Origin of the sequence: Pantoea sp. S18 (assembly GCF_045689705.1) — a bacterium.
Taxonomy (GTDB): Bacteria; Pseudomonadota; Gammaproteobacteria; order Enterobacterales; family Enterobacteriaceae; genus Pantoea; species Pantoea symbiotica.
Genome location: NZ_CP142688.1, coordinates 99632 through 122223, shown reverse-complemented (window position 1 = coordinate 122223; position 22592 = coordinate 99632). Strand labels below are relative to the sequence as shown.

The 22592-nt window shown below is 56.4% G+C and carries 19 protein-coding genes, 1 tRNA gene and 1 riboswitch; of the genes, 6 read left to right on the top strand and 14 right to left on the bottom strand.

The features are described 5' to 3' along the window. Window positions 1–11: 11 nt before the first annotated feature. From dppC to VIJ98_RS00540, 7 genes are all read right to left on the bottom strand, one after another. Window positions 12–914: a dipeptide ABC transporter permease DppC gene (gene dppC, locus VIJ98_RS00570; protein WP_061719333.1), complete on the bottom strand. Its 903-nt coding sequence runs from the start codon at window positions 912–914 to the stop codon at window positions 12–14. A 9-nt stretch (window positions 915–923) separates the two neighbouring features. Next, complete coding sequence (dppB, locus tag VIJ98_RS00565) at window positions 924–1943, bottom strand: dipeptide ABC transporter permease DppB (RefSeq protein ID WP_008104614.1); 1020 nt, start codon at window positions 1941–1943, stop codon at window positions 924–926. Window positions 1944–2141: 198 nt separating this feature from the next. Then, window positions 2142–3752, bottom strand: coding sequence for a dipeptide ABC transporter periplasmic-binding protein DppA (dppA, locus tag VIJ98_RS00560; RefSeq protein WP_008104616.1), 1611 nt, complete (start codon window positions 3750–3752; stop codon window positions 2142–2144). Window positions 3753–4707: 955 nt separating this feature from the next. Beyond that, window positions 4708–4784 (bottom strand) — tRNA-Pro (locus VIJ98_RS00555). Between the two features lie 103 nt (window positions 4785–4887). Next, window positions 4888–6579 (bottom strand): kdo(2)-lipid A phosphoethanolamine 7''-transferase, encoded by a 1692-nt coding sequence (gene eptB / locus VIJ98_RS00550; protein ID WP_323271858.1) that lies wholly within the window; start codon window positions 6577–6579, stop codon window positions 4888–4890. Between the two features lie 268 nt (window positions 6580–6847). Then, window positions 6848–7276: an organic hydroperoxide resistance protein gene (locus VIJ98_RS00545; RefSeq protein ID WP_008104621.1), complete on the bottom strand. Its 429-nt coding sequence runs from the start codon at window positions 7274–7276 to the stop codon at window positions 6848–6850. 102 nt (window positions 7277–7378) lie between these two features. Continuing rightward, a complete protein-coding gene (locus tag VIJ98_RS00540; RefSeq protein WP_154156892.1) occupies window positions 7379–7843 on the bottom strand; it encodes a MarR family winged helix-turn-helix transcriptional regulator in 465 nt (154 codons plus the stop codon). A 62-nt stretch (window positions 7844–7905) separates the two neighbouring features. On the opposite strand from VIJ98_RS00540, the gene VIJ98_RS00535 reads away from it, so the two are divergent. Then, window positions 7906–8499 carry an HD domain-containing protein gene (locus VIJ98_RS00535; protein ID WP_154156893.1) on the top strand — a complete coding sequence of 198 codons (594 nt, stop codon included), beginning with the start codon at window positions 7906–7908 and terminating at the stop codon, window positions 8497–8499. 42 nt (window positions 8500–8541) lie between these two features. Here the strand turns inward: VIJ98_RS00535 and VIJ98_RS00530 are convergent, their stop codons facing one another. From VIJ98_RS00530 to VIJ98_RS00500, 7 genes are all read right to left on the bottom strand, one after another. Beyond that, window positions 8542–8838: an HTH-type transcriptional regulator gene (locus tag VIJ98_RS00530; RefSeq protein ID WP_008104629.1), complete on the bottom strand. Its 297-nt coding sequence runs from the start codon at window positions 8836–8838 to the stop codon at window positions 8542–8544. A 247-nt stretch (window positions 8839–9085) separates the two neighbouring features. Continuing rightward, a complete protein-coding gene (gene uca / locus VIJ98_RS00525; RefSeq protein ID WP_323271857.1) occupies window positions 9086–12685 on the bottom strand; it encodes an urea carboxylase in 3600 nt (1199 codons plus the stop codon). A 79-nt stretch (window positions 12686–12764) separates the two neighbouring features. Continuing rightward, the gene (locus VIJ98_RS00520) at window positions 12765–13400 is read right to left on the bottom strand and encodes an urea amidolyase associated protein UAAP2 (protein WP_154156895.1); all 636 of its coding nucleotides are present in this window, start codon (window positions 13398–13400) and stop codon (window positions 12765–12767) included. Next, window positions 13400–14107: an urea amidolyase associated protein UAAP1 gene (locus VIJ98_RS00515; RefSeq protein WP_154156896.1), complete on the bottom strand. Its 708-nt coding sequence runs from the start codon at window positions 14105–14107 to the stop codon at window positions 13400–13402. The genes VIJ98_RS00520 and VIJ98_RS00515 overlap by 1 nt, the downstream gene beginning before the upstream one ends. A gap of 11 nt (window positions 14108–14118) precedes the next feature. After that, the gene (locus VIJ98_RS00510) at window positions 14119–14865 is read right to left on the bottom strand and encodes an ABC transporter ATP-binding protein (protein WP_154156897.1); all 747 of its coding nucleotides are present in this window, start codon (window positions 14863–14865) and stop codon (window positions 14119–14121) included. Between the two features lie 10 nt (window positions 14866–14875). Beyond that, entirely contained in the window at window positions 14876–15688 is an 813-nt protein-coding gene (locus VIJ98_RS00505) for an ABC transporter permease (RefSeq protein ID WP_008104638.1), read from the bottom strand. A gap of 14 nt (window positions 15689–15702) precedes the next feature. Continuing rightward, a complete protein-coding gene (locus VIJ98_RS00500; RefSeq protein WP_323271856.1) occupies window positions 15703–16761 on the bottom strand; it encodes a putative urea ABC transporter substrate-binding protein in 1059 nt (352 codons plus the stop codon). A gap of 63 nt (window positions 16762–16824) precedes the next feature. After that, window positions 16825–16919, bottom strand: a riboswitch (guanidine-I (ykkC/yxkD leader). Window positions 16920–17326: 407 nt separating this feature from the next. Between VIJ98_RS00500 and VIJ98_RS00495 the strand changes: the two genes are divergently transcribed. Genes VIJ98_RS00495 through VIJ98_RS00475 form a run of 5 tightly spaced genes read left to right on the top strand, consistent with a single transcriptional unit; the run spans window position 17327 to window position 22592 of the window. Then, entirely contained in the window at window positions 17327–18049 is a 723-nt protein-coding gene (locus VIJ98_RS00495; RefSeq protein ID WP_323271855.1) for a FadR/GntR family transcriptional regulator, read from the top strand. Further along, complete coding sequence (locus VIJ98_RS00490; protein WP_323271854.1) at window positions 18046–19041, top strand: ABC transporter ATP-binding protein; 996 nt, start codon at window positions 18046–18048, stop codon at window positions 19039–19041. Before VIJ98_RS00495 ends, VIJ98_RS00490 begins: the two co-directional genes overlap by 4 nt. Then, on the top strand, window positions 19038–20099 hold the full coding sequence (locus VIJ98_RS00485) for an oligopeptide/dipeptide ABC transporter ATP-binding protein (protein ID WP_323271853.1): 1062 nt from the start codon (window positions 19038–19040) through the stop codon (window positions 20097–20099). The genes VIJ98_RS00490 and VIJ98_RS00485 overlap by 4 nt, the downstream gene beginning before the upstream one ends. A 16-nt stretch (window positions 20100–20115) precedes the next feature. Next, complete coding sequence (locus tag VIJ98_RS00480) at window positions 20116–21633, top strand: ABC transporter substrate-binding protein (protein ID WP_061723450.1); 1518 nt, start codon at window positions 20116–20118, stop codon at window positions 21631–21633. A gap of 17 nt (window positions 21634–21650) precedes the next feature. Then, window positions 21651–22592 (top strand): ABC transporter permease, encoded by a 942-nt coding sequence (locus VIJ98_RS00475; RefSeq protein ID WP_008104649.1) that lies wholly within the window; start codon window positions 21651–21653, stop codon window positions 22590–22592.

Sequence of the window (22592 nt, the reverse complement as noted above, 5' to 3'; positions counted from 1 at the left end):
TCGGTGCCTCTTTACTGCTTGAGTTTCGGGTCGAGTGCATCACGCAAACCATCGCCCATGAGGTTGAATGCCAGAACCGTTAGCAGAATGGTCACTCCAGGGAATGTCACCACCCACCAGGCACTTTGCGCATACTGCAACACGTCGGAGAGCATGGTGCCCCACTCCGGCGTTGGCGGCTGCGCCCCCATACCGAGAAAGCCCAACGCCGCCATATCGAGAATGGCGTTGGAGAAACCTAATGATGCCTGCACGATCAGCGGTGCCAGGCAGTTAGGCAGAATATTGATGAACATCTGGCGCAGCGTACCGGCGCCCGCCACGCTCGAAGCCGTGACGTAATCGCGGTTCACTTCAACCAGCACCGCAGCACGCGTCAGACGGATATAGTGCGGCAAGGCGACGAAGGTAATCGCCAGCGAGGCGTTAACAATCGACGGACCAAAAATTGCCACCAGCACCAATGCCAGCAGCAGGCTTGGCAGCGCCAGCATGATATCGACCACACGCATGATGATGGCGTCAACCACGCCGCCGAGGTAGCCGGCCATCAGGCCAAATATCACGCCGAGAATCAGCGACAGCACCACCACCATGCAGCCAACCAGCAGCGACAGGCGTGCGCCGTACATCAGGCGCGACAGCACATCGCGGCCCACGTCATCAGTACCGAGGATGTAGCTCCAGCTGCCGCCTTCCTGCCAGACCGGCGGATGCAGCAAGGCATCGCGGAACTGCTCGGCCGGTGCGTGCGGTGCCAGCACATCAGCAAAGATCGCGATCAACAGCATCAGAACGATGTAAACCAGGCCGATTACCGCGCCTTTGTTACGTTTGAAGTAGTGCCAGAATTCCTGCAACGGGGTCATCGGCTTGGGTGCAGCAGTTACGCTTGCGGGATCAACAGCAGACATGATTCCCCCTTATTTCTTATGACGGATACGTGGATTGACCACGCCGTACAACAGATCAACCAGCAGGTTGACCACGATGATCAGAATCGCCACCAGCAGCACGCCGCCCTGCACTACCGGATAGTCACGGCGTTGCAGCGCTTCGATCAGCCAGCGACCAAGTCCTGGCCACGAGAAGATGGTTTCGGTCAGAATCGCACCCGCCAGCAGCGTACCGACCTGCAAACCGATTACGGTGACGACCGGCAGCATGGCGTTACGCAGCGCATGCACCACAATCACACGCATACGCGTCAGGCCTTTGGCGCGCGCGGTACGGATGTAATCTTCACCCAGCACTTCCAGCATTGAGGAGCGCGTCATACGCACAATCACCGCCAGCGGAATGGTGCCGAGCACGATGGCCGGCAAAATCATGTGCATCACCGCATCTTTGAAATCGCCCTCTTCGCCCCAGAACAGCGTATCAATCAGCATAAAGCCGGTGAGCGGATGGCTGTCGTCGAGGAAGATGGTGTCGCTGACGCGCCCGGAGACCGGCGTGAGGTTCCACTGCACCGAGACCAGCATGATCAGCATGATGCCCCACCAGAAAATCGGCATTGAGTAACCGGTGAGCGAGATACCTACGGCGGTGTGATCGAAGATCGAGCCGCGTTTTACTGCTGCCAGCACGCCAACGGGAATGCCGACCGCCACTGCGAACAACATGGCGCAGATGCCCAGTTCCAGCGTGGCTTTAAAGCGTGGTACGAATTCGTCCCAAACCGGGATACGGCTTTTCAGCGAGATGCCGAGGTCACCGTGCAAGACGCCATTGATGTAGGTGAGATATTGCTTCCACATCGGCTGATCGAGGCCAAATTGCGCCATCAATTGCGCGTGACGTTCAGGAGAGATACCGCGTTCGCCGGCCATGATCAGTACCGGATCGCCGGGGATTAAGTGGACAAACGCGAAGGTCAATAATGTGATACCGATGAACGTTGGGATGACAAGGCCCAAACGTCGGAGTATGAATTGCAGCATAAGCCTGGTTCTCTGACATTTCCCACAGCGTTACCGCCGGGGACAACATTGCTCAACACTCGCAGCCCGCCAGGGGCAGACGCGACGCAAGAAGCGCTTCAATATTAGAATTTGCCGGAAAAAAAGAGCGGAATACGGGCGGCGAAGGTGCCGCCCGAGGGCCAGCAATGCTGGCCCTGACCGCGATAATCCGAAAGGTTATTCCTGGATATCGACGTTTTCGAAGTGATGTTTACCTAATGGATCAACCACATAACCTGTTACTTTCTTGCTCACTGGCTCGTATACGGTTGAGTGAGCGATGATCAGCGCTGGAGCCTGGTCATGCATCACTACCTGAGCCTGTTTGTACAGTTCAATACGTTTGTTGTGATCGGCTTCAGCACGAGCTGGCTGAATCAGATCTTCAAACGGCTTGTAGCACCAACGTGAGTAGTTAGAACCGTCTTTCGCCGCTGCACAGCTGAACAGCGTGGCGAAGAAGTTATCTGGATCCCCATTATCGCCGGTCCAGCCCATCATAACGGTCTGGTGCTCACCGGCTTTCGCACGTTTCAGGTACTCGCCCCATTCGAAGGTGACGATTTTGGCTTTCACGCCAATTTTCGCCCAGTCAGCCTGAACCATTTCCGCCATGCGGCGTGCGTTCGGGTTGTATGGACGCTGAACCGGCATTGCCCACAGGTCGATGGAGAAACCATCCGCCATGCCCGCTTCTTTCAGCAGCGCTTTCGCTTTCTCAGGATCGTAGGCGTAATCTTTGATGTCGTCGTTGTAGCCCCACATGGTTGGTGGGATCAGGTTTTTCGCGGCCTGGCCAGCGCCCTGATAAACGGCATCGATGATGGCTTGTTTGTTCACCGCCATGGTCAGTGCCTGACGCACTTTCACGTTATCCAGCGGTTTTTTCTCGGTGTTGAACGACAGATAACCAACGTTCAGACCAGGCTGTTCCATCAGGTTAATTTTGTCGTCTTTCTTCATGCTGGCGAGATCGGCCGGGTTCGGATACGGCATCACCTGGCACTCACCCTTCTGCAGTTTCGCATAACGCACAGACGCATCTGGCGTGATGGAGAACACTAAGCGATCAATCTTCGGCTTGGTGCCCCAGAAGTCTGGGTTCGCTTTGTACAGAATGCGCGAGTCTTTCTGATACTGCTGCAGTACGAACGGACCGGTACCCACTGGATTGAGGTCCAGCTTCTCAGGCGTGCCCGCTTTCAGCATGTTGTCGGCATATTCTTTAGAAATGATTGAGGCGAAGTCCATGCCGAGGTCAGCGATGAACGGCGCTTCTGGACGCGTCAGGGTGAAGCGTACGGTGTAATCGTCAACTTTCTCGATTTTGGCAATCAGCTTAGGCATGTCCATGCCTTCGAAGTATTCGTAGCTGCCGCCAGAAACACCGTGATATTTGTTGTTTTTGTCGAGCTGGCGCTCGAAGGAGAACACGACGTCATCGGCATTGAAGGTGCGGGTTGGCTTGAAGTCTTTGGTGGTTTGCCACTTCACGCCCTGACGCAGGTGGAAGGTATAGGTTTTACCGTCCGCGCTGACATCCCATTTTTCTGCCAGGCCTGGCTGCAGCTCGGTGGTACCGGTTTTGAACTCAACCAAACGGTTGTAGATCGGTACGGAGCTTGCGTCGTAAGTGGTGCCCGATGTGAAGAGCTGCGGGTTGAAGCCTTCCGGCGAACCTTCTGAACAATAAACGAGGGTTTTCGCCTGGACACCAGCGGCAACGGTCATAGCAATCAGGCTGAGACCGACCTTCAGCATCCTGGATTTAGCCAGGGAGTTGATCATGTTTTGCTCCATTGTGATGTGATGTTGTGTGCGTCGCCCGACCTCTGATTTTTTTATGCGGTTCGGGCAGGTCAATTAAGAGTAAGCAAAATGTGAGCGGTTATTTTTTTGTGCTGGCACCGTGGAATCTGTCAGACACGTCCTTCTCTACATTTTATTGACGCATCAATTTGTCAACTGTTGCAATGAACGTCAATACAGTGTGGGGTTATTTACACAGAGTGTGAGTAAGTGCAAGCAACGATAAAAAACACCCTTCTCAGCGTAAGCCAAAATTAAAAAAGGTGATAAAGCGCTCAATGCCGCGTGATTATCTGGCTATGTAGCCAAATGACAGTGATTATCACCGTTAAAAAACACACAAAACTTATTGGTAAATGTTGAATATCTGAACGATTCTTCGTGCGTTATGACGTTCAGGCAGCGGAATGTGCTAGTGAAATGGCATAAGAAATCAGCATGATGCATAAACCGGTCATAAGAAGAATGTTTCGCGAATTAAGCGCGCGGGTTCGATTTGGCGTGGGGTTCAAGCTTGAAAGTCTGAATAATAGTGGTCATTTTTGATTTGAGAGATGGAACGGGTGAATTTAGGGGTTTTGCTGATTATTGGTGCGTTGCTCAGGAAAGGCGGCTCGAACGCAAAGTCGGCGTGAATACGTCCCTGTAGCCTCGACCGCCGCATCCCTGCGGCGGACGCTTTGCTAACCGAGCCGCCTTCCCATCGCCTGAACGTTGGGTTTCGCTTTAAAACAGAGCGCAGCGGAATTTAATAAAGGATGGAATGCAGGGCCGCGGAGTAAAGCTTCCGACGCATGGATGCGTCGGCAGAGCCCACAGGGATGTGTCCACGGCGACTTTACGGAGCGGCCCTGTATTTCAGCCTGATCGGCACAAGACCCAACAAATTACAGACGAAAAAAAACCTGCTTATAAAAGCAGGTTTCTTCAAAGATGGTCGGCGAGAGAGGATTCGAACCTCCGACCCACTGGTCCCAAACCAGTTGCGCTACCAAGCTGCGCTACTCGCCGATGGGGGCGCATATTACTGTGCTGCTAAAAAAGCGTCAATGCCTTTTACTGAAAACCGAACCGATCGCCTGGAAAGCAAGCAGAAGTCAGCAACCCCAGAAAATCACAGCGGTTTAGCAGGCGTGACCGCTGGGGCTGAACACCAGTTATTCGCGTCTTTAATTCCGCCGTCTGGCGAGGTGTAGCCGAGGCAACCCATAATGGTATCGAACAGCTCAACATGGCGATGGGTTTTACCTACGCGCTGCTGCGCCTGCAAACGTTCGAAGTTGCTGCGGTTAGTTGGGTCCTCAAGATACTTATCAGAAGCCCACACCATCATCGGTACGCGGAATTGCTCCGGTGGCGCCATCTCGCGCGGCGTGCCATGCAAGTGCATATTCTCGCTAATTGATTCACCGTGATCGGAGGCATAGAACACAATCGCCTTCTTATCACGCAGCTGATCGAGCACGCTATCCAGCATGGTATCCACATACAAAATCGAGTTGTCATAGGCGTTAATCAACTGCGCTTTACTGCACTTCTCATCAACGCCCATGCATTCCGGCTTATAGCGCGCGAAATCACGCGGGTAGCGCTGAGAATAAAGGTAGTGCGAACCTTTGGTGTGCAGAATCACCACATGCTTGCCTTTCGGGAAGCGTTGTAACGATGCCTGTAACTCCGGCACTAACAGCATGTCGTCGACCGCTTTGCCCTGATTACGCTTCTCTGAACCAATCTGCTCGCGGAACGAGAAGTTATTGGTGTCAGCGTTATCGTAGAACCACACTTCGCTCTGCATCGCGAACAACTCAGACGTAAAGCCCAGTTCTTTCAATACAGCGAAAACGTTTTGTTCTTTCAGCGTGCGGCCCGGATTATCCATGGTGCCGCCTTCGCGCACGAACATGCAGCGCAGCGACAGCTTGGTGGCGGTATCACAAGATTCACCACGGAACGCGACCAGATTCTTCTCTTTCGACAGCTTCGGCGTGGTATCACGATCGTAGCCAAGCATCCCCATGTGATCCCAGCGCGTGGTTTCACCAATCACGAACACCATATAGGTATCGTCGATGCCCGCTGGCGCGACGTAGGTAAATTTCTTCGCCGGATCGAGCAACTCCTGGCCATCCCACTCTTCATCGACTTTAGTCCAGGCAAACAGGCCCAGCGCGGCGATCCAGTTGGATGGCAGATAGGAGTGCGCCACCACGCCGCCATAACTCGGCAAATCGATGTTGGTGATCTCTTCATTCACCTTCTGCAGCTTGTCGAAATAGCGAATTGGCAGCCACACCAGCGCGACGCTCAGCAGCATAACGGCTATCGGCTTCAGACGCTGCCCAGGCGTTTTAAGTTGTTCAATCAGCGTTTGGCTAAGATTATTGCGCCAGATAAGCAGCAGCGGCAGCGCACTCACCAGCACCATCCACAACACGAAATGCAAGCCAATCACTTCTTTAGAGAGATCGATATCAGTGGTCATCACCGAGGCAATAATGCCGTAGCCAATCACCACGTTGAAAAACGCCATGTAATAGGCGGCAGCAACAGAAATGATCACGGTGAGTGTCGCGAGAATGCGGTAAGCCCATTTCCCGCCCAGCGACAGCAGGCGCATCAGGAAAAAGGTAAGAAGTACGGCGGCCATGACTTCTGCGGCAGCAGAGAGCCAATTAGAGATATTGGATTTTGTTAAAAAGCCGTCAAAGCGGCGATAAAATATTGGCAAATTCAATAATATGCCCAGATATAGGGCAAGCAGCAGAGACAGCTTTTGCTGCGTTAAACTTTTAATATAATTCATGAAAATATCTATTCCCGACCTGGTGTCGTTGTATCAACCGTTATGTGACTGTTTAAAGACAGCAGAGTTCGCTAAACCGCGGAAAAAGCGTGACGCAAGATGCAGGATCGGGACGATTCCGACTGGCGAAGAGGCGATGGCGCGAAGCCGAGCAGTAGAACATTTAACCAATGGTAAGACCAGACAATTTTTCTAATTGAAGCAGTTCGAATTTAATTCAGATGTAAAAAAGGCTCCCGCAGGAGCCTTGTATCGCTAGCCACATCAATTAGTTGATGATGTTCAGCGTCACATCGATGTTGCCACGCGTTGCGTTTGAGTATGGGCAAACGATGTGTGCCGCATCCACCAGTTTCTGCGCTTCCGCAGCGTCCATCTCTGGCAGATGGATATTCAGCTTAGCTTCGATGCCAAAACCGTTCGGGATTGGGCCAATACCCACTTCGCCTTCAATCCACGCATCTTTCGGCATCGCAATCTTGTCGCGGCCAGCTACAAACTTCATCGCGCCGAGGAAACAGGCTGAATAACCCGCTGCAAACAGCTGCTCTGGGTTAGTCACTTCGCCGCCTGCTCCGCCCATCTCTTTTGGCACGCCCAGTTTTACATCCAGCACGTTGTCAGAAGAAGTCGCACGACCATCACGACCGCCGGTGGCTTTTGCTTTTGCAGTATAAACAACTTGTTCTAAAGACATAATAACCTCGTTAATTCGCTATATAATCGCGCACTACTTATTATGCGCAAACCTGAACGTCATCTTTTGGGATGTCGGGACAGCGACTTCCCCTACTCAACATCAATTGGCGCGGTAAAGGCTGTCGCGCAACTCGTCTAACTGACCTTTCAGTGATGCCATTGCCTGATCATCGCAGGCCGTCGCACACTGAATGGCTTCCGGAATGCTTTCTGCTTTTTCACGCAACGCACGACCTTCATCAGTCAGCGTCACCACAACCTGACGCTCATCCTGGCGTGAACGCTGGCGTCGCAATAATCCCGCGCTCTCCAGACGTTTCAGCAGCGGCGTCAGCGTTGCTGAATCAAGAAACAGCTGCTCGCCAATCTCGGAAACCGTCACATCGTCCTGATTCCACAGCACCAGCATCACCAGATATTGTGGATAGGTAATCTCCAGCCTGGATAGCAGCTGGCGATAGACTTTGTGCATCGCGAGATTCGCCGAATACAGCGCAAAGCAGAGCTGCTGATCTAACTGAAGTGGCGCCTGCTTCACTTTTTTGTCATCTTGATTAGTGTTCATGGGTTTGAATATAAATAGCGCGCTAGATAATTGCAAGCGACTTTTCTCTGGGAGAGTGAAATATGCGAGATTCACTGGAAGAGCAAGCGCGCCGTTATGCCACTGAAGCGCATGCTGCTGCGGGTCAACGCCGCAAATACACTGACGAGCCTTACATTGTGCATCCGGCGGCCGTCGCCGAGTTAGTGCGTAGCGTTACCGATGATGAACAGATGATTGCCGCCGCCTGGCTGCATGACACGGTCGAAGACACGCCCAGCACCTTAGATGATATTGAACGCCATTTCGGCCCGCGCGTGGCGGAACTGGTGGACCAACTCACCGACAGCGCGCAGCCTGCAGCGAAAAACCGCGCTGCACGTAAGCTGGCGCATTTCCGTCATACCGCCGATGCCTCGCCCGAGGCGCAAACCATCAAGCTGGCCGACATCATCGACAACACTCGCGCCATCGTGCAGTACGATGCCGACTTTGCGCGCGTCTATCTGGTGGAAAAGCAGATCCAGATCCAGCTACTGCGCGAGGGCGATAGCCATTTGTGGCAGCAAGCCGAACAAACTATCAAACAGGGATTAGTGCAGTTAGCGCAGCCGCCGCACAGCGTGCCAGAGAGCTGGTTCGTCAAACAGGCAGCAAAGTACGGCGCCATAAATTAAAAAACCCGCCATTTAGGCGGGTTGAAGCATCCTAAAAAAGGATTACTCCAGCAGCTGACGCCCCAAATACGGGTTAGCTTGTAACAGCTTCATCAGTTTGCGCGCCGTAGCGGAAGGACGCGTACGTTGCGCCTCCCAGCTTTTAACTGACGAAACGCTAACACCCATCACGCGGGCAAATTCGTCAACCTGCATGCCGGTCATCTCGCGTAAACGCTGCGGCTCGGGAACTGTAGTCTGATTGATAGAAATTTCTGATACGGATGGCTTAGCGTCACGTGTCAAAACAATCTGCTCAAGGCTACTGAGCAACTCGACCATTGGATCTTTTAATTCCATAGAGAACTCCTTAAAAACTCACTATGAAGCACGTGAAAGTAGAGAGGTAAGCGCCACCAGGCGCTGAAACCGGACGATCAGGCTGTATCCCGTAGCGGTTTCGCATAGTTATTATCAAACCGATGCGGGACACAGCCTGTTGTGCACTGCAAAAGATGTCAGGGCAATGCAACAATAGTTCGGGTTTCTAAGTATGGGACAGATCCCCGACTTTGCTGCCAGATTCCTGATTATTTTTTATTCTTTCTTATGCCACTTTTGGGTCGATCACCATAAGCAATTGACCCGCCTGCACTTGCTGCCCAGACTGTCGCGTCAGACTATGGATTTTTCCACTGACGGGCGCGACGATCGGGATTTCCATCTTCATTGATTCGAGTATGCCGACCGTGGCCCCCGCACGAATTTCACTGCCTTCCTCCACCAGCCATTGCCACACGCTGCCCGCCACCTGGCTCTCAACGGGATGACATCCGGCTGGCACCACAATCTCTTCACTGCTCTGCGCTTGCAGCTGGCTATCGAAGGTAAACTGCCCTTCTGCACGCCAGCGCGCCAACTCCTCATCAAATGCCTGCTGGCGCTGCCGCTGGAAGGCATCAATCTCCTGCGCTTGCTGCGTCAGCATCGCCTGATAGTCGGCGAGGCGGAATTCGCCTTGTTCCACGCGCAGCGGATAATCGCCCCACGGAAAACGCTCACGAATCTGCAGCAACTCGTCGGCCTCTACCGGATAAAAACGAATTTGATCGAAGAAGCGCAGTAACCAGGGCTTGGTAAACGCGGCTGTTGGGCGATCGCGGTTCCACATCTGCATGGTGCGTCCAACAAACTGATAGCCGCCCGGCCCTTCCATGCCGTACACGCACATATAAGCGCCGCCGATACCGACCGAATTCTCCGCCGTCCAGGTGCGCGCCGGATTGTATTTGGTGGTCACCAGGCGATGGCGTGGATCGAGTGGCGTCGCCACCGGCGCACCGAGATAGACATCACCCAATCCCATCACCAGATAAGAGGCGCTAAATACGATCTCTTTTACCGACTCAATGCTATCCAGCCCATTGATGCGGCGAATAAATTCAATATTGCTTGGGCACCAGGGCGCATTCGGTCTGACGGATTGATCGTAGCGCACAATCGCTTCACGGCAGGCTGCATCATCCCAGCTGAGCGGCAGCCATACGGTGCGCGAAGGCACGGCTGCATCGGCCAGGCTACCCAATGCTAAATCAGCGTGCAATATTTGCGCCAATAGCTCATTTCTTGCACACAGCTGCGCGTCATAATGGATTTGTAGCGAGCGAATGCCAGGCGTCAATTCCAGTTGCCCCGGTAGCGGATGCGCTTCCAGCCATTGCATCAGCGCATGCACGCGAAAACGCAACGCGATATCCAGCTGCAAATCGCCATATTCCACCAGCAGGAAGCGGTCGCCCGCCGCACGAATAGAGAGCGAAGGACGTTGATCCGATGCCGCAAGATGGTGCAGCACAGGATCAATCAAGGGCAGCGCCGCATTCACTGTAATCGGTTGAGATTGCAGTTTGATGATCTCGTCCCGCTGCGCTTGCGCCAGTTGATCGGCGGCGGCGAGTTCGATCGGCTGGAACTGCACGCGATCGCCGGCTTTCAGCTGCCCCAGCTTCCACAGATCCGCCTCGATCACCGTTGCCGGGCAGACAAATCCTCCCAGAGATGGGCCATCCGGGCCGAGGATCACCGGCATATCGCCGGTAAAATCCACTGTGCCGAAGGCGTACGCATTGTCATGAATATTCGAGGGATGCATGCCCGCTTCGCCGCCGTCGCTGCGCGCCCAGGTCGGTTTGGGGCCGATCAGGCGAATGCCGGTGCGGCTGGAGTTGTAGTGCACTTGCCACTCAGCGGCAAAAAATTCCGCGATGTCGTCATCGGTGAAGAAGGTGGGCGCGCCATGCGGGCCGTAAATCACCCGTAACTGCCAGCAGCCGTTAAGTTGCGGCAGCAGTTCGTCAGGCAATGTTGCGGCACTCAGCACCTGCGGCGCGGCGAGATGCAGCACATCACCGGCGCGCAGCGCGCGTCCGGCATGACCACCAAATTTGCCGAGGGTGAAAGTGCTGCGGCTGCCCAGATAGCGCGGCGTGTCGAGGCCACCGGCCAGCAGCAGATAGCTGCGGCTGCCGTCGCGCACCTCGCCAAGCGTCAGCGTTTGCCCGGCCTGCGCCGTTAGCCGCTGATTCATCGGTAACCTTTGTTGATCAAGCTGAGCAGCAATCGGCGCACCGGTCAGTACAAAACTACATGCCTGATTGAAGCGCAGCGTCGGGCCACGCAAAGTGATCTCCAGCCCGGCGGCCTGAGCATCGTTGTCTAACAGGCGATTGCCGAGCTGGAACGCGCGGCTGTCGAACGGACCGGAAGGCGGCACGCCAACGTGCCAATAGCCGATGCGGCCCGGCGCATCTTGCACCGTGGTTAAGGTGCCGCCGCTGAGAATATCCAGCGTCGGCGGCTGCCACTGCATGGTGCCGAGCGTGGCGGTGATGATGCGTCCCTGCTGCACGTCCGGCAGCGTGCACAGCTGGCGCAGCCACAGCAAATTGGTTTCGATGCCGTACAGCTCGGTGGCGTGCAGCGCCTGCATCATACTGCCGAGCGCGCTGGCGCGATCGGCAGCATGCACAATCACCTTCGCCAGCATCGGATCGTAAAACGGCGAAACCTCCATGCCGCTCTCAACGCTACTGTCGATCCGCAGCGTTGCGCCTCCCATCTCAGTCGGGAATTGCACATGGCTGAGCAATCCAGCGCTGGGCTGGAACTGCTTAGCGGGATCTTCGGCGTAAAGCCGTACCTGAATGGCGTGACCTTGCGCGACCGGCTGCAAATCAGCCAGCGGCGGCAATTTTTGCTGCGCCAGTTCCACCATCCAGCGCACCAAATCAACGCCATACACCATTTCGGTGACGCCATGCTCCACCTGCAAGCGCGTGTTCACTTCAAGAAACCAGAACTGCTGACTGGCATCGTCATACACATATTCCACCGTGCCCGCGCTGCGATAGTTCACCGCCCGCGCCAGCCGCACGGCAGTAGCCTGCAACTGCGCGCGCACGGCTGCGCTCAAGCCCGGTGCAGGCGTCTCTTCCAGCACCTTTTGATTACGACGCTGCGCTGAGCAATCACGCTCACCGAGCGCGATCACCTCACCTGCGCCATCGCCAAAAATCTGTACTTCGATATGGCGCGCACACGCAATAAACTTCTCTAAAAAAACGCCATCGTCGGCGAAGTTGTTGCCTGCCAGGCGCTTCACGCGGGTAAATGCCGCGTCGAGCTGTTCGGCATCGTCACAGCGCTGCATGCCAATCCCGCCGCCGCCTGCGGTGCTTTTCAACATCACCGGATAGCCAATCTGCGCCGCCATCTGCTGCGCCTCGGCAAGCGAAGCCAGTAAGCCGCTGCCCGGCAGCAGCGGCACGTTGTTCTGTTCGGCCAACGCCCTCGCGCTGTGTTTCAGGCCAAAGGCCGCCATCTGCTCGGCGCTCGGCCCAAGAAAATGCACGCCCGCCGCTGCGCAGCGCGTGACAAATTCTGGATTTTCACTGAGAAAACCGTAGCCCGGATGCAGCGCCTGCGCGCCACTCTGCGCGGCTATCGCCAGCAATTTATCCTGATTGAGATAAGTGTCTCGCACCTGACCTTCGCCGAGCGACCAGGCTTCATCCGCCAGACGCACATGGCGCGCATGGCGGTCGGCTTCGGCGTACACGGCAATCGCCCGGATATTCATGGCTTGCAGGGTACGAATAATACGCACGGCAATCGCGCCACGGTTGGCAATTAATACGCGATCAATCATGACTGAATACTCTCGTTGCGGCAGGTCGTCCTGCGTGGCATTGACGGCAGAAAACGGGTCGTCCCGTTGCGTCAGAGAATCACCACACGCTGACTAAAATCGGCGTTGGGTTGTAACCGTTGCAGGGATTATTGAGCTGAGGGCAGTTGGAGATCAGCACCAGCACGTTAATTTGTGCCACCATCTCGACATATTTGCCCGGCGCAGAAATGCCGTCGGCAAAGGTTAATCCGCCGTCATGCGTCACCGGCACGTTCATGAAAAAGTTGATGTTATGGGTGATGTCGCGGCGCGTAAGACCAAACTCCGGCTTTTCCGCCACCGCCAGCATCCAGCTATCGCGGCACGAATGCATATGGCGCTTTTCCAGGTCATAACGCACCGTATTGCTCTCGCACGAGCAGGCGCCGCCAAGTGTGTCGTGACGGCCGCAGGTATCGGCGGTAATGGTCAACATTGGGCGATCAAGGTTGGAGCGCAGTACGCTGCCCGCAGTCAGAAACACGTTGTTCTGCCCGCGCAGCGTGTCGCTCATGCTGTAGCGTTCAGCGGTGTCATCAGCATTGAAAAACAGCGTATCGGCGGCCTGATTGCCTTCCAAATCGGTGATGCGTAGCGTCTGACCGGCTTCGATGCGATGTAGCCAGTAATCGCCGGCATCAATTTTTTGCTGTAAGCGCGCGTCGGCTGGATTGAGCAGACTTTCAGTGATCATCACATTTCTCCTTGCAGTTGATACAGCGCGTTATTCCGCAAGCCGCGTTGATTTTCAGCTCGTTGCAGACAGATTTCGGGCAGCGGCGCGCGCTGCGCATCCAGTTCGATCTGCACCGACTGGCGCGGATAATCCTGCGATGCACTCAGCGGATGCGGGCAAGTGTGCAGCAGCACCAGCGTGTCCATCGCGAAACGTAAACGCACGCTGGCACCCGCCGCACCCTGACGTTCCAGCTGCAAAGTGCCGTTATCGTCGGCGCGCACCTGCGCAAACAGGTTGAGGCAGGACGCCATATCGCGCTGGCCGAGGCCATATTTCGCCAGCTCGACGAGAAAGCTGTCGTAGCCGTTTTGATGGCGCAGGTTGCGCGCCTGCTGATACGTGCTGGCACCAAAACGCGCGGCGGTTTGTTCGGCATTCAGCGTGCCGCACACGCTTTCGTGCCAGCCGAAGCTGTCGTGTTCAATGCCGCAGAAAATGCGCCCCATATCTGAATAGAGACAATGGCCAGCGGTGAGGCGGAAAGTGTGCTGGCACTTCAAGGTGTCGGGCGCGTTATAGCGCTCCAGCAGGTTTTCCGGGTTGTAAAACAGCAGGCCGACGTTGGCGCCACCTTCCACATCGGTGAGGGTCAGCGCGCTACCGCTGCGCATCACCAATGACCAGTGCGCGCCGCTCGGCAACAAGGTTTGATAAGGCTTCATGGTTATCTCCTTTAGGCGACCAGCGGTTCGGATGGCTGTGTGCGATCCAGCGGCAGGTCGTACGTGATGGTCGCGCCCCAGGCTTCAGGCGCGTGCGGATCGTGGCGCAGCTTGTCGAACACCAGCAGACGCGAGGCGAGGCTAAATCCCTCTTTCAGGTCGTGGGTGATCATGAAAATGGTCAGGTTATGCTGCTGCCACAAGCGGGTGATCAGTTGGTGCATCTCGCTGCGGATGCCGGGATCGAGTGCGCCAAAAGGTTCATCGAGCAGCAAAATGCGCGGCTGCTTCATCAGCGCCTGCGCCAGCGCCAGACGCTGCTGCATGCCGCCCGACAGCTGATGCGGATATTTATTCTGCGCATGTTCAAGGCCGACCTGCGCCAGCATGGCCTGCGCACGCTGGCGAATCGCCTGACGCTTCTTTCCCCACACGCGGCCCAGCCAACGCGCACTGCTGAACTCGTCGCCCAGCATCACGTTGCCCAGCACCGTCAGATGCGGAAACACCGAATAACGCTGAAACACCACGCCGCGATGCGCATCCGGTTCGTCGGGAATCGGTTCGCCATCCAGTAACAGCTGGCCTTTGCTGGGCGCTTCTGTGCCGAGCAGCATATTCAGGAAGGTGGTTTTGCCGCAGCCGGACGCACCGACAATCGCCACAAACTCGCCCTCTTCGACCTCGATATTGAGGCGCTCCAGCACCACTTGCTGGCCGTAATGTTTCTCAAGATTTTTCAGTTGCAGTAACGGCATCGCTCGCCCCTTATTTCGCGTGATACCACGGCCAGCAGCGACGGCTAATCAGCCGCAGCAACAGGTCGAGCAGGAAGGCCAGCAGCGCGATCCACGCCACGTACGGCAGAATCACATCCATTGCCAGATAACGTCGCATTAGGAAGATGCGATAGCCCAGACCTTCCGTGGCGGCGATGGCTTCGGCGGCAATCAAAAACAGCCACGCCGACGCCAGCGACAACCGCACCGCATCCAACAGGCGCGGCATCAGCTGCGGCAGGATCACGCGCCACAAAATCTGGGCGCTGTGCGCGCCGAGCGTCTGCGCCTTCACCAGCTGCTCGCGCGGGATTTTCTGCACCTGCAGCTGCAAATCCCGCGTAATCAGCGGCGTGATGCCAATGACAATCAGCACCACTTTTGATACTTCGCCGAGGCCAAAACAGATAAACAGAATCGGCAGAATCGCCAGCGGCGGCACCAGCGCAAACAGCGTCACCAGCGGCGCCAGCACCGCCCGCACCACCGGCAGCGCGCCGGTGAACAGACCCAGCGCCAGCGCCAATAGCGCGCTGATCGCCACGCCGCACAGCAAACGCAGCAGACTGGCTGCGGTATCGCTCCACAGCAGATATTCACCGGTGCGCGGGCTGGGCTGAAACGCCATGCGGCTGATGGCGTCGCCCATGGCGTTAAAGCCTGGCAACAGCTTGTCTGCCGCATTCAGACTGAGACGCGCATCCGACGCGAACAGATACACCAGCAGCAGCGCCAGCAGCGGCAGAATGCCCAGCAGCAAGCGCCCCAGCGGCAGCGGTTGGTAGTTGATCAACTTACGCATCGGCATCGCCTCGCTTACAGCTGCCCGGCGGCGGCCATTTTGGTGTACTCATCGGTGAAGCGCAGTTTGAGGTTGCCCGCATCGCCCCAATTGCCCGCAGGCGTTGCCACGCCAACCACATCCGCGCTCGGCGCGCCCTCGCCCAGCAAGCCGTGCTTGAACGAGAACTCGGCAACCATCTGCATGGTGGCTTTGAGCTGTGGGCTTTGGACGAAATCGAGGGTGGTTTTGGCATCGCTAAACAGATGCGTAGCGGCCAGCTGCTGATCAAAGCCCGCCAGATCGGTGCCGGAAGCCTGCGCCATTTGTGTGCGTGCCGCTTTGGCGCTGTCGGTTGGGCCGGACATGGTTTTCAGCGTTTCATACCATGCGCCGGTCAGCGCTTTGCCGAGCTGCGGATACTTCTGCAGCGTGGCGCTGTTGACCACCAGCAGATCGAGGATTTCGCCCGGAATTTGAGCGGAAGAGAAAATCAGATGGCTGTTCGGCTGCTTCTCCGCTTCGGCGAGCAGCGGATTCCAGGTCACGATAGCGTTGACGTCGGCGGTGCCAAACGCCGCCACCAAATCGGCATCGGCGGTGTTCACCACTTTGACGTCTTTCTCGCTCATGCCGGATTTCTCCAGCGCCCGCGCCAGCAGGTAATGCGAAACCGAGAGCTCGACCAGATTGATCGGCTTGCCTTCCAGCGCCGAGAGGTTGCCCGCGCCTTTCAGCAGAATGCCGTCGTTACCGTTGGAGTAATCGCCGACGATTAGCGCCGTGCTATCCACGCCGCCGGTAGCTGGAATGGTTAGCGCATCCATGTTGGTCATGGTGCAACCAGCAAAACCGCCTGCGGTGTATTGGTTCACCGACTCGATGTAGTCGTTAACCTGCACAAACTGGATATCGATGCCGTATTTGTCGGCCCATTTTTTGACGATGCCGCTCTGCTGCGCGTAATCCCACGGCATCCAGCCCGCGTAGATCGACCAGCAAATCTTGAAGGAGGGTTTGTCGGCGGCCAGCGTGTTGACGCTGAACAGCGTGATGGTGCAAAGCAACAGCAGGCGAAGGCAGGCTTTGATCATGATGGTTCCTCTGACGTTAACGGGCGAAAAAAAAGCAGGAGGCGGCGAGCAACGTTCTCGCTTTCCTCCCGGGCTTTTTTCCCGCCGTGTAACCGTCAGAGGACGGTCGGTCACTCTCGGACCAGCATCTTTCGACCGGAACCCTAGTGACCCATTGCAAATTGTCTGGCGACGTCGGTTGCCCGCTATCGCTCCTGCATCTGCGTTAACCCATACAAAATAGATGCCAAGGTTATATCCAGCTGAAAAATATCAGTTATTAACTATCCGCACGTCGCCACATTGCTGGAATTGCACAGATAAGCAGCGTGCGCGCACCAACGTGAAGCAGCACATAGATGGAAAAGTTGACGCTTCTCGCAATTCTGAACGGGCACTGAAAAAACTTTTACTTTGCGATCATGTGGTTATTACATATTCATGACACACCAATCCGAACCAATTAAATATTGGTTCACTTCTTGCCTACGCTAAGAAAGCTGCCTAATTCGCCTTTCATCAGGAAAAGTGCTGAATACGCGGCGTTTACCGATCTTTTTCTGATGCATAAACAGGCGAACCAATCATGAATGACACGCCAGAAACCAGCCGCAACTCCAGCACCGCACTTGAGCAACTGCGCCAGCTGATTCAGCAACAGGAGCACACGCCAGATCGCGCGCTGCCCACCGAACGTGAGTTAGCTGAGCGCTTTGGCGTGGGACGTCGTGAAATTCGCCGTGCATTAGACGTGCTGGAGGAAGAAGGCCGCATCTGGCGTAAACAGGGTAAAGGGACCTTTGTTGGCCCTTCCGCGCCGGTGCAGCCGCTGGTGTTACAGGATCTGCCGCAGCAATCGAATCTGCTTGAAGTGATGGAAGCGCGTTTGCAGCTGGAGCCGGGGCTGGCAAGTCTTGCCGCCCTGCGCGCCACCAAAGAGCAAATCGCCTTGATGAAACGCCTGCTGGAGCGCATGCACGCCATCACCCCGCCAGAAGATGGCGATCAACATGAACTGTGGGACAGCGCCTTCCATCGCGCTATCGCCGAAGCGGCAGGCAATCGCCTGATGCTCGGGCTGTTCGATGCCGTTGATGCGGTGCGCCGCGATCCCGGCTGGCAGCATTTGCGGGTGCAGGCGCGCACCCCGGCGCGCCTGGATAACTATGACAACCATCATCAGCGGCTGGTGATGCACATCGCCCAGCGCCAGCCTCATGAGGCGGCAGCGGCGATGCGTGAGCATCTGCTTGCGCTGCAACAAGCGCTGATGGAAACGCTCTATTCCCGCCAGGAGGAGATGCCATGACCGCCCATCCCGTTTTATCGCTGCGCAATCTGCGCGTGCAGTTTCGCGGCTCGCCCGTCACGGTGCTGGATGATATTTCGCTAGTTCTTCAGGCGGGAGAAACGCTGGCGCTGGTCGGTGAATCGGGCTGCGGCAAAAGCATCACCTCACTGACGTTGATGGGTTTGCAGCCTGACAGCGCGCACATCTTGCAGGGCGACATGCTGTTTGATGGCCGCGATCTGCGCCAGCTCAGCAGCAGCGAATACGCCAGCCTGCGCGGCAACCAACTGGCAATGATTTTTCAGGAGCCGATGACCTCGCTCAATCCGGCCTTCACGCTTGGCGACCAGCTCAGTGAAGCGGTGATGCGCCATCGCAAGGTGAATAAGCGCCAGGCAATGGACGCGGCGCTGGCAATTCTGCAAAAAGTGCAAATCCCGGCACCAGAACTGCGGCTGAAAGCCTATCCGCATCAGCTTTCCGGCGGCATGCGCCAGCGCGTGATGATTGCCATGGCGCTGATCAACCAGCCAAAACTGCTGATTGCCGATGAGCCGACTACCGCGCTCGACGTCACCATTCAGGCGCAAATTCTGGCGCTGCTGAACACCCTAAAACAGGAAACCGGCACCGCAGTATTGATGATCACCCACGACCTCGGCGTGGTGGCGGAAGTGGCACAGCGCGTGGCGGTGATGTATGCCGGTCAGGTAGTAGAGAGCGGCAGCGTGGAGCGTATTTTCAACGATCCGCAGCATCCTTACACCATTGGCCTGATGGGCTCAATTCCCAGCCTGAGCGCGCGCGAAGGTGCGCTCGCCACCATCCCCGGCCAGGTGCCGTTGCCGGAAAACATGCCGGCTGGCTGTCGCTTTGCCACGCGTTGTCCCTTCGCCGAAACACGCTGCCACCAGCATCGCCCGGCGTTGCGCACGCTGGCGAACGATCATCAGGTGGCTTGTTTCCGCGCCCCGTTAGAGCAATACGTCACGCTGGGAGAAAGTGCATGAAACCGATTTTAGAGTGCCGCGATTTAAGCAAAACCTTCTCTGGGGGCAACCGGGTGTTTTCACGCAATCGCGGCGTGACGGCGGTCGATCGCGTTTCGCTGCAGGTGATGCCGGGCGAAACGCTGGCGATTGTCGGCGAATCCGGCTCCGGTAAATCGACGCTGGGACGTTTGCTGCTGCGATTATTGGCCGCCAGCGCCGGCGACGTGTTCTATCAGGGCGAAAGCATCACCGATGCCAGCGGTGTGCGGCTCAATCAGCTGCGCCGCGAATTGCAGATTATCTTCCAGGATCCGTTTGCCTCGCTCAATCCGCGCATGACGGTGCAGCAGATTGTTGGCGAACCTTTGTGGCTGCACGAAAAGATGAGTCGCGATCAGCGCCATGCACGCGTCGCCGAACTGCTGCGCACCGTTGGTCTGCCTGCGGCCTGGGCCGAGCGTTACCCGCACGAGTTTTCAGGCGGCCAGCGCCAGCGTATTGGTATTGCCCGCGCGCTGGCATCCCAACCGAAATTACTGCTTGGCGATGAGCCGGTTTCAGCGCTGGATGTGTCGGTGCAGGCGCAAGTGGTGAATCTGCTGGAGAGCCTGAAACAGCAGTTTGGTCTGACGATGGTGATCGTGGCGCACGGTTTGGCGGTGATCCGTCATATGAGCGATCGCGTGGCGGTGATGTATCTCGGTCAGATTGTCGAACTGGCCAGCGTCGATGAGATTTTTGATGCGCCGCTCCATCCTTACACGCAAGCACTGATTGCCTCTGCGCCGCAAATGCAGCCGGGCGGCAACCGCACCATTCCGATGTTGCAAGGCGATCTGCCTAATCCCGCCAATCCACCGAGCGGCTGCCGTTTTCATACCCGTTGTCCCTATGCCACGGCGGAATGTCGCCAGTTTGAACCGATTAATCAGGTGCTGAGCGGCGGCCGTCAAATTGCCTGTCATCGCTGGCAGGAGATTAATCGCGATCGTAGCGTCATCACCCTTGCGCCACCTTCCGCCGCTTTTTTACGTCGCCGCGCCCTGTTTGAGCAGGCGGTGAATCAGCAAGCCTAACCTCTGGAGATACACCGTGAAGCAAGCTCGTCATACGTTATTAACCGCCCTCAGCGGTCTGTTACTGCTCGGCGCTAGCGCCCACAGCCAGGCTGACAGTGTGATTCGCATCGGCCTGGGCGCCGATCCCGACATGCTCGATCCGCATCTGGCACGCACCTATTACGGCCGTTTTGTCTTTGCGGCCATGTGCGATCGCCTGGTCGATGTCGATCAAAACCTCAAAGTGGTGCCGGGTCTGGCAACCGATTGGGCGTGGAGCGATGACGGTAAAACGCTGACCATGAATCTGCGCAGCGGCGTAACCTTCCACGATGGCGAAAAATTTGATGCGCAGGCGGTGAAATTCAATATCGAACGTGCGCAAACGCTGCCGGGTTCGCTGCGCAAAAGTGAAATCTCCTCGATTGAAAGCGTGGAAGTGAGTGGCCCGATGCAGGTGAAATTGCATCTAAAAAACCCGGATGCGGCGCTGCTGAGCCAGCTGACCGACCGCGCCGGAGCCATGCTGGCACCGGAAGCGGCGAAAAAGCCCGATTTCGCCGCCCATCCGGTCTGCTCCGGCCCGTATCAGTTCGACAGCCGTGTTCAGCAGGATCGCATTGTGCTGAAGCGCTATGACAATTACTGGAATAAAGGCGCGTATCACTTCGATAAGGTAATTTTCCTGCCGATCCCGGATGCTTCAGTGCGCCTCGCGAACCTGCGTGCGGGTGATTTGGATCTCACCGAAGGCGTGGCCGCCAGCGATGTGAAAACCGTTGAAGCCGATAGCAAACTGGCGCTGGCAAAAGTCACGGGCCTTGGTTATCAGGGCATCACTTTCAATATCAACAACGGCAAAGTCGATGCCAATAGTCCGCTGAAAGATGCGCGCGTGCGTGAAGCGTTCTCACTGGCGATTGACCGTGATGCGCTGAATCAGGTGGCGTTTGAAGGCTTGTATACGCCAGCCAATCAGGCGTTTTCACCGGTCAGCGCGTATCACGTCAAAACACCGATTGCCGCGCGCGATGTGGAAAAAGCCAAAGCCTTGCTCAAGGCCGCAGGCGTCACCACGCCACTCAATCTAACGCTGCTGGTCAGCAATAACCCGACCGCGCAGCAAGTGGGCCAGGTGATTCAGGCGATGGTCGGCGAAGCCGGTTTTAACCTCAATCTGCAAATGAGTGAGTTCGCTACGCTGCTGGATCGTCAGCAACGCGGTGATTATCAGCTCAGCCTGTCGGGTTGGTCTGGTCGTCCGGATCCAGACGGTAGCATCTATTCGTTTATTAACAGCAAAGGCACGCTCAACGACGGACGCTACAGCAATGCGCAGGTCGATGAGTGGCTGAATGCCGCGCGTCTCACCAACGACCAGGCACAGCGTCAGGCGCTGTATACCCAGGTGGTGAACCAGCTGCAAACCGATATGCCGATTGCTTACCTCTACTTTGAGCCACGCATTTTTGGCATGTCGAAGAAATTGCAGGGCTTTAAAGCCTGGCCGGACGGATTGGTGCGTTTGGCTGGCGTGAGTCTGGCGCAGTAAACCGCTAAGGAGCGAGGATGCTGGAACTGATTGTAAAACGGCTATTGCTGGCGATTCCAACGCTGCTGCTGGTGAGCATTATGGTGTTCGCACTGCAAAAGCTGCTGCCGGGCGATCCGGTGCTGGCGATGGCGGGTGAAGAGCGCGATCCGGCGGTTATCGCCCAGCTGCGGGCGGAATATCATCTGGATGATCCGATTCCCACGCAATATTTCGCCTGGATTGGCAATGCGCTAACCGGCGATTTGGGCATGTCGTTGCGCACCAAAGAGCCGGTGACGGCGCTGATCGCCAGCAAATTGCCGGTCACGCTGGAATTGTCATTGCTGGCGATGATTATCGCGCTGGTGATAGGCATCAGCATGGGCATCATCGCCGCAGTGCGCAAAGACAGTTGGGTCGATCACACCACCAACTTTGTCGCGCTTTCAGGGATTTCAGTGCCTCACTTCTGGCTCGGTATTCTGCTGATTCTGCTGTTCTCCGTGCATCTGCAATGGCTACCGGCATCGGGCTTTGTGCCAGTTAGCGAAGATGTGGCGCAGAACCTGAAAACGCTGCTGCTGCCAGCGCTGGTGCTCGGCACCGGACTGGCCGCCACGTTAATGCGTCACACCCGCGCTTCAATGATCGCCGTACTAAAAGCGGATTACATTCGCACCGCACGCGCCAAAGGGCTGCTGGCAAAGAAAGTGGTTCTCAAGCATGCGTTGCGTAATGCACTGATGCCGATTGTTACCCTCACCACGCTGCTGTTTGGCGAGTTACTGGGTGGCGCGGTGCTGACTGAACAGGTCTTCACGCTGCCCGGCTTTGGCAAGATGATTGTCGATGCGGTGTTTAACCGTGATTACGCGGTGGTGCAAGGCGTGGTGCTGGTGGTGGCGATTGGCTTCCTGCTGCTCAATCTGCTGGCCGATGTGCTCTATCTGATCATCAACCCGAAAATGCGAGGCTGA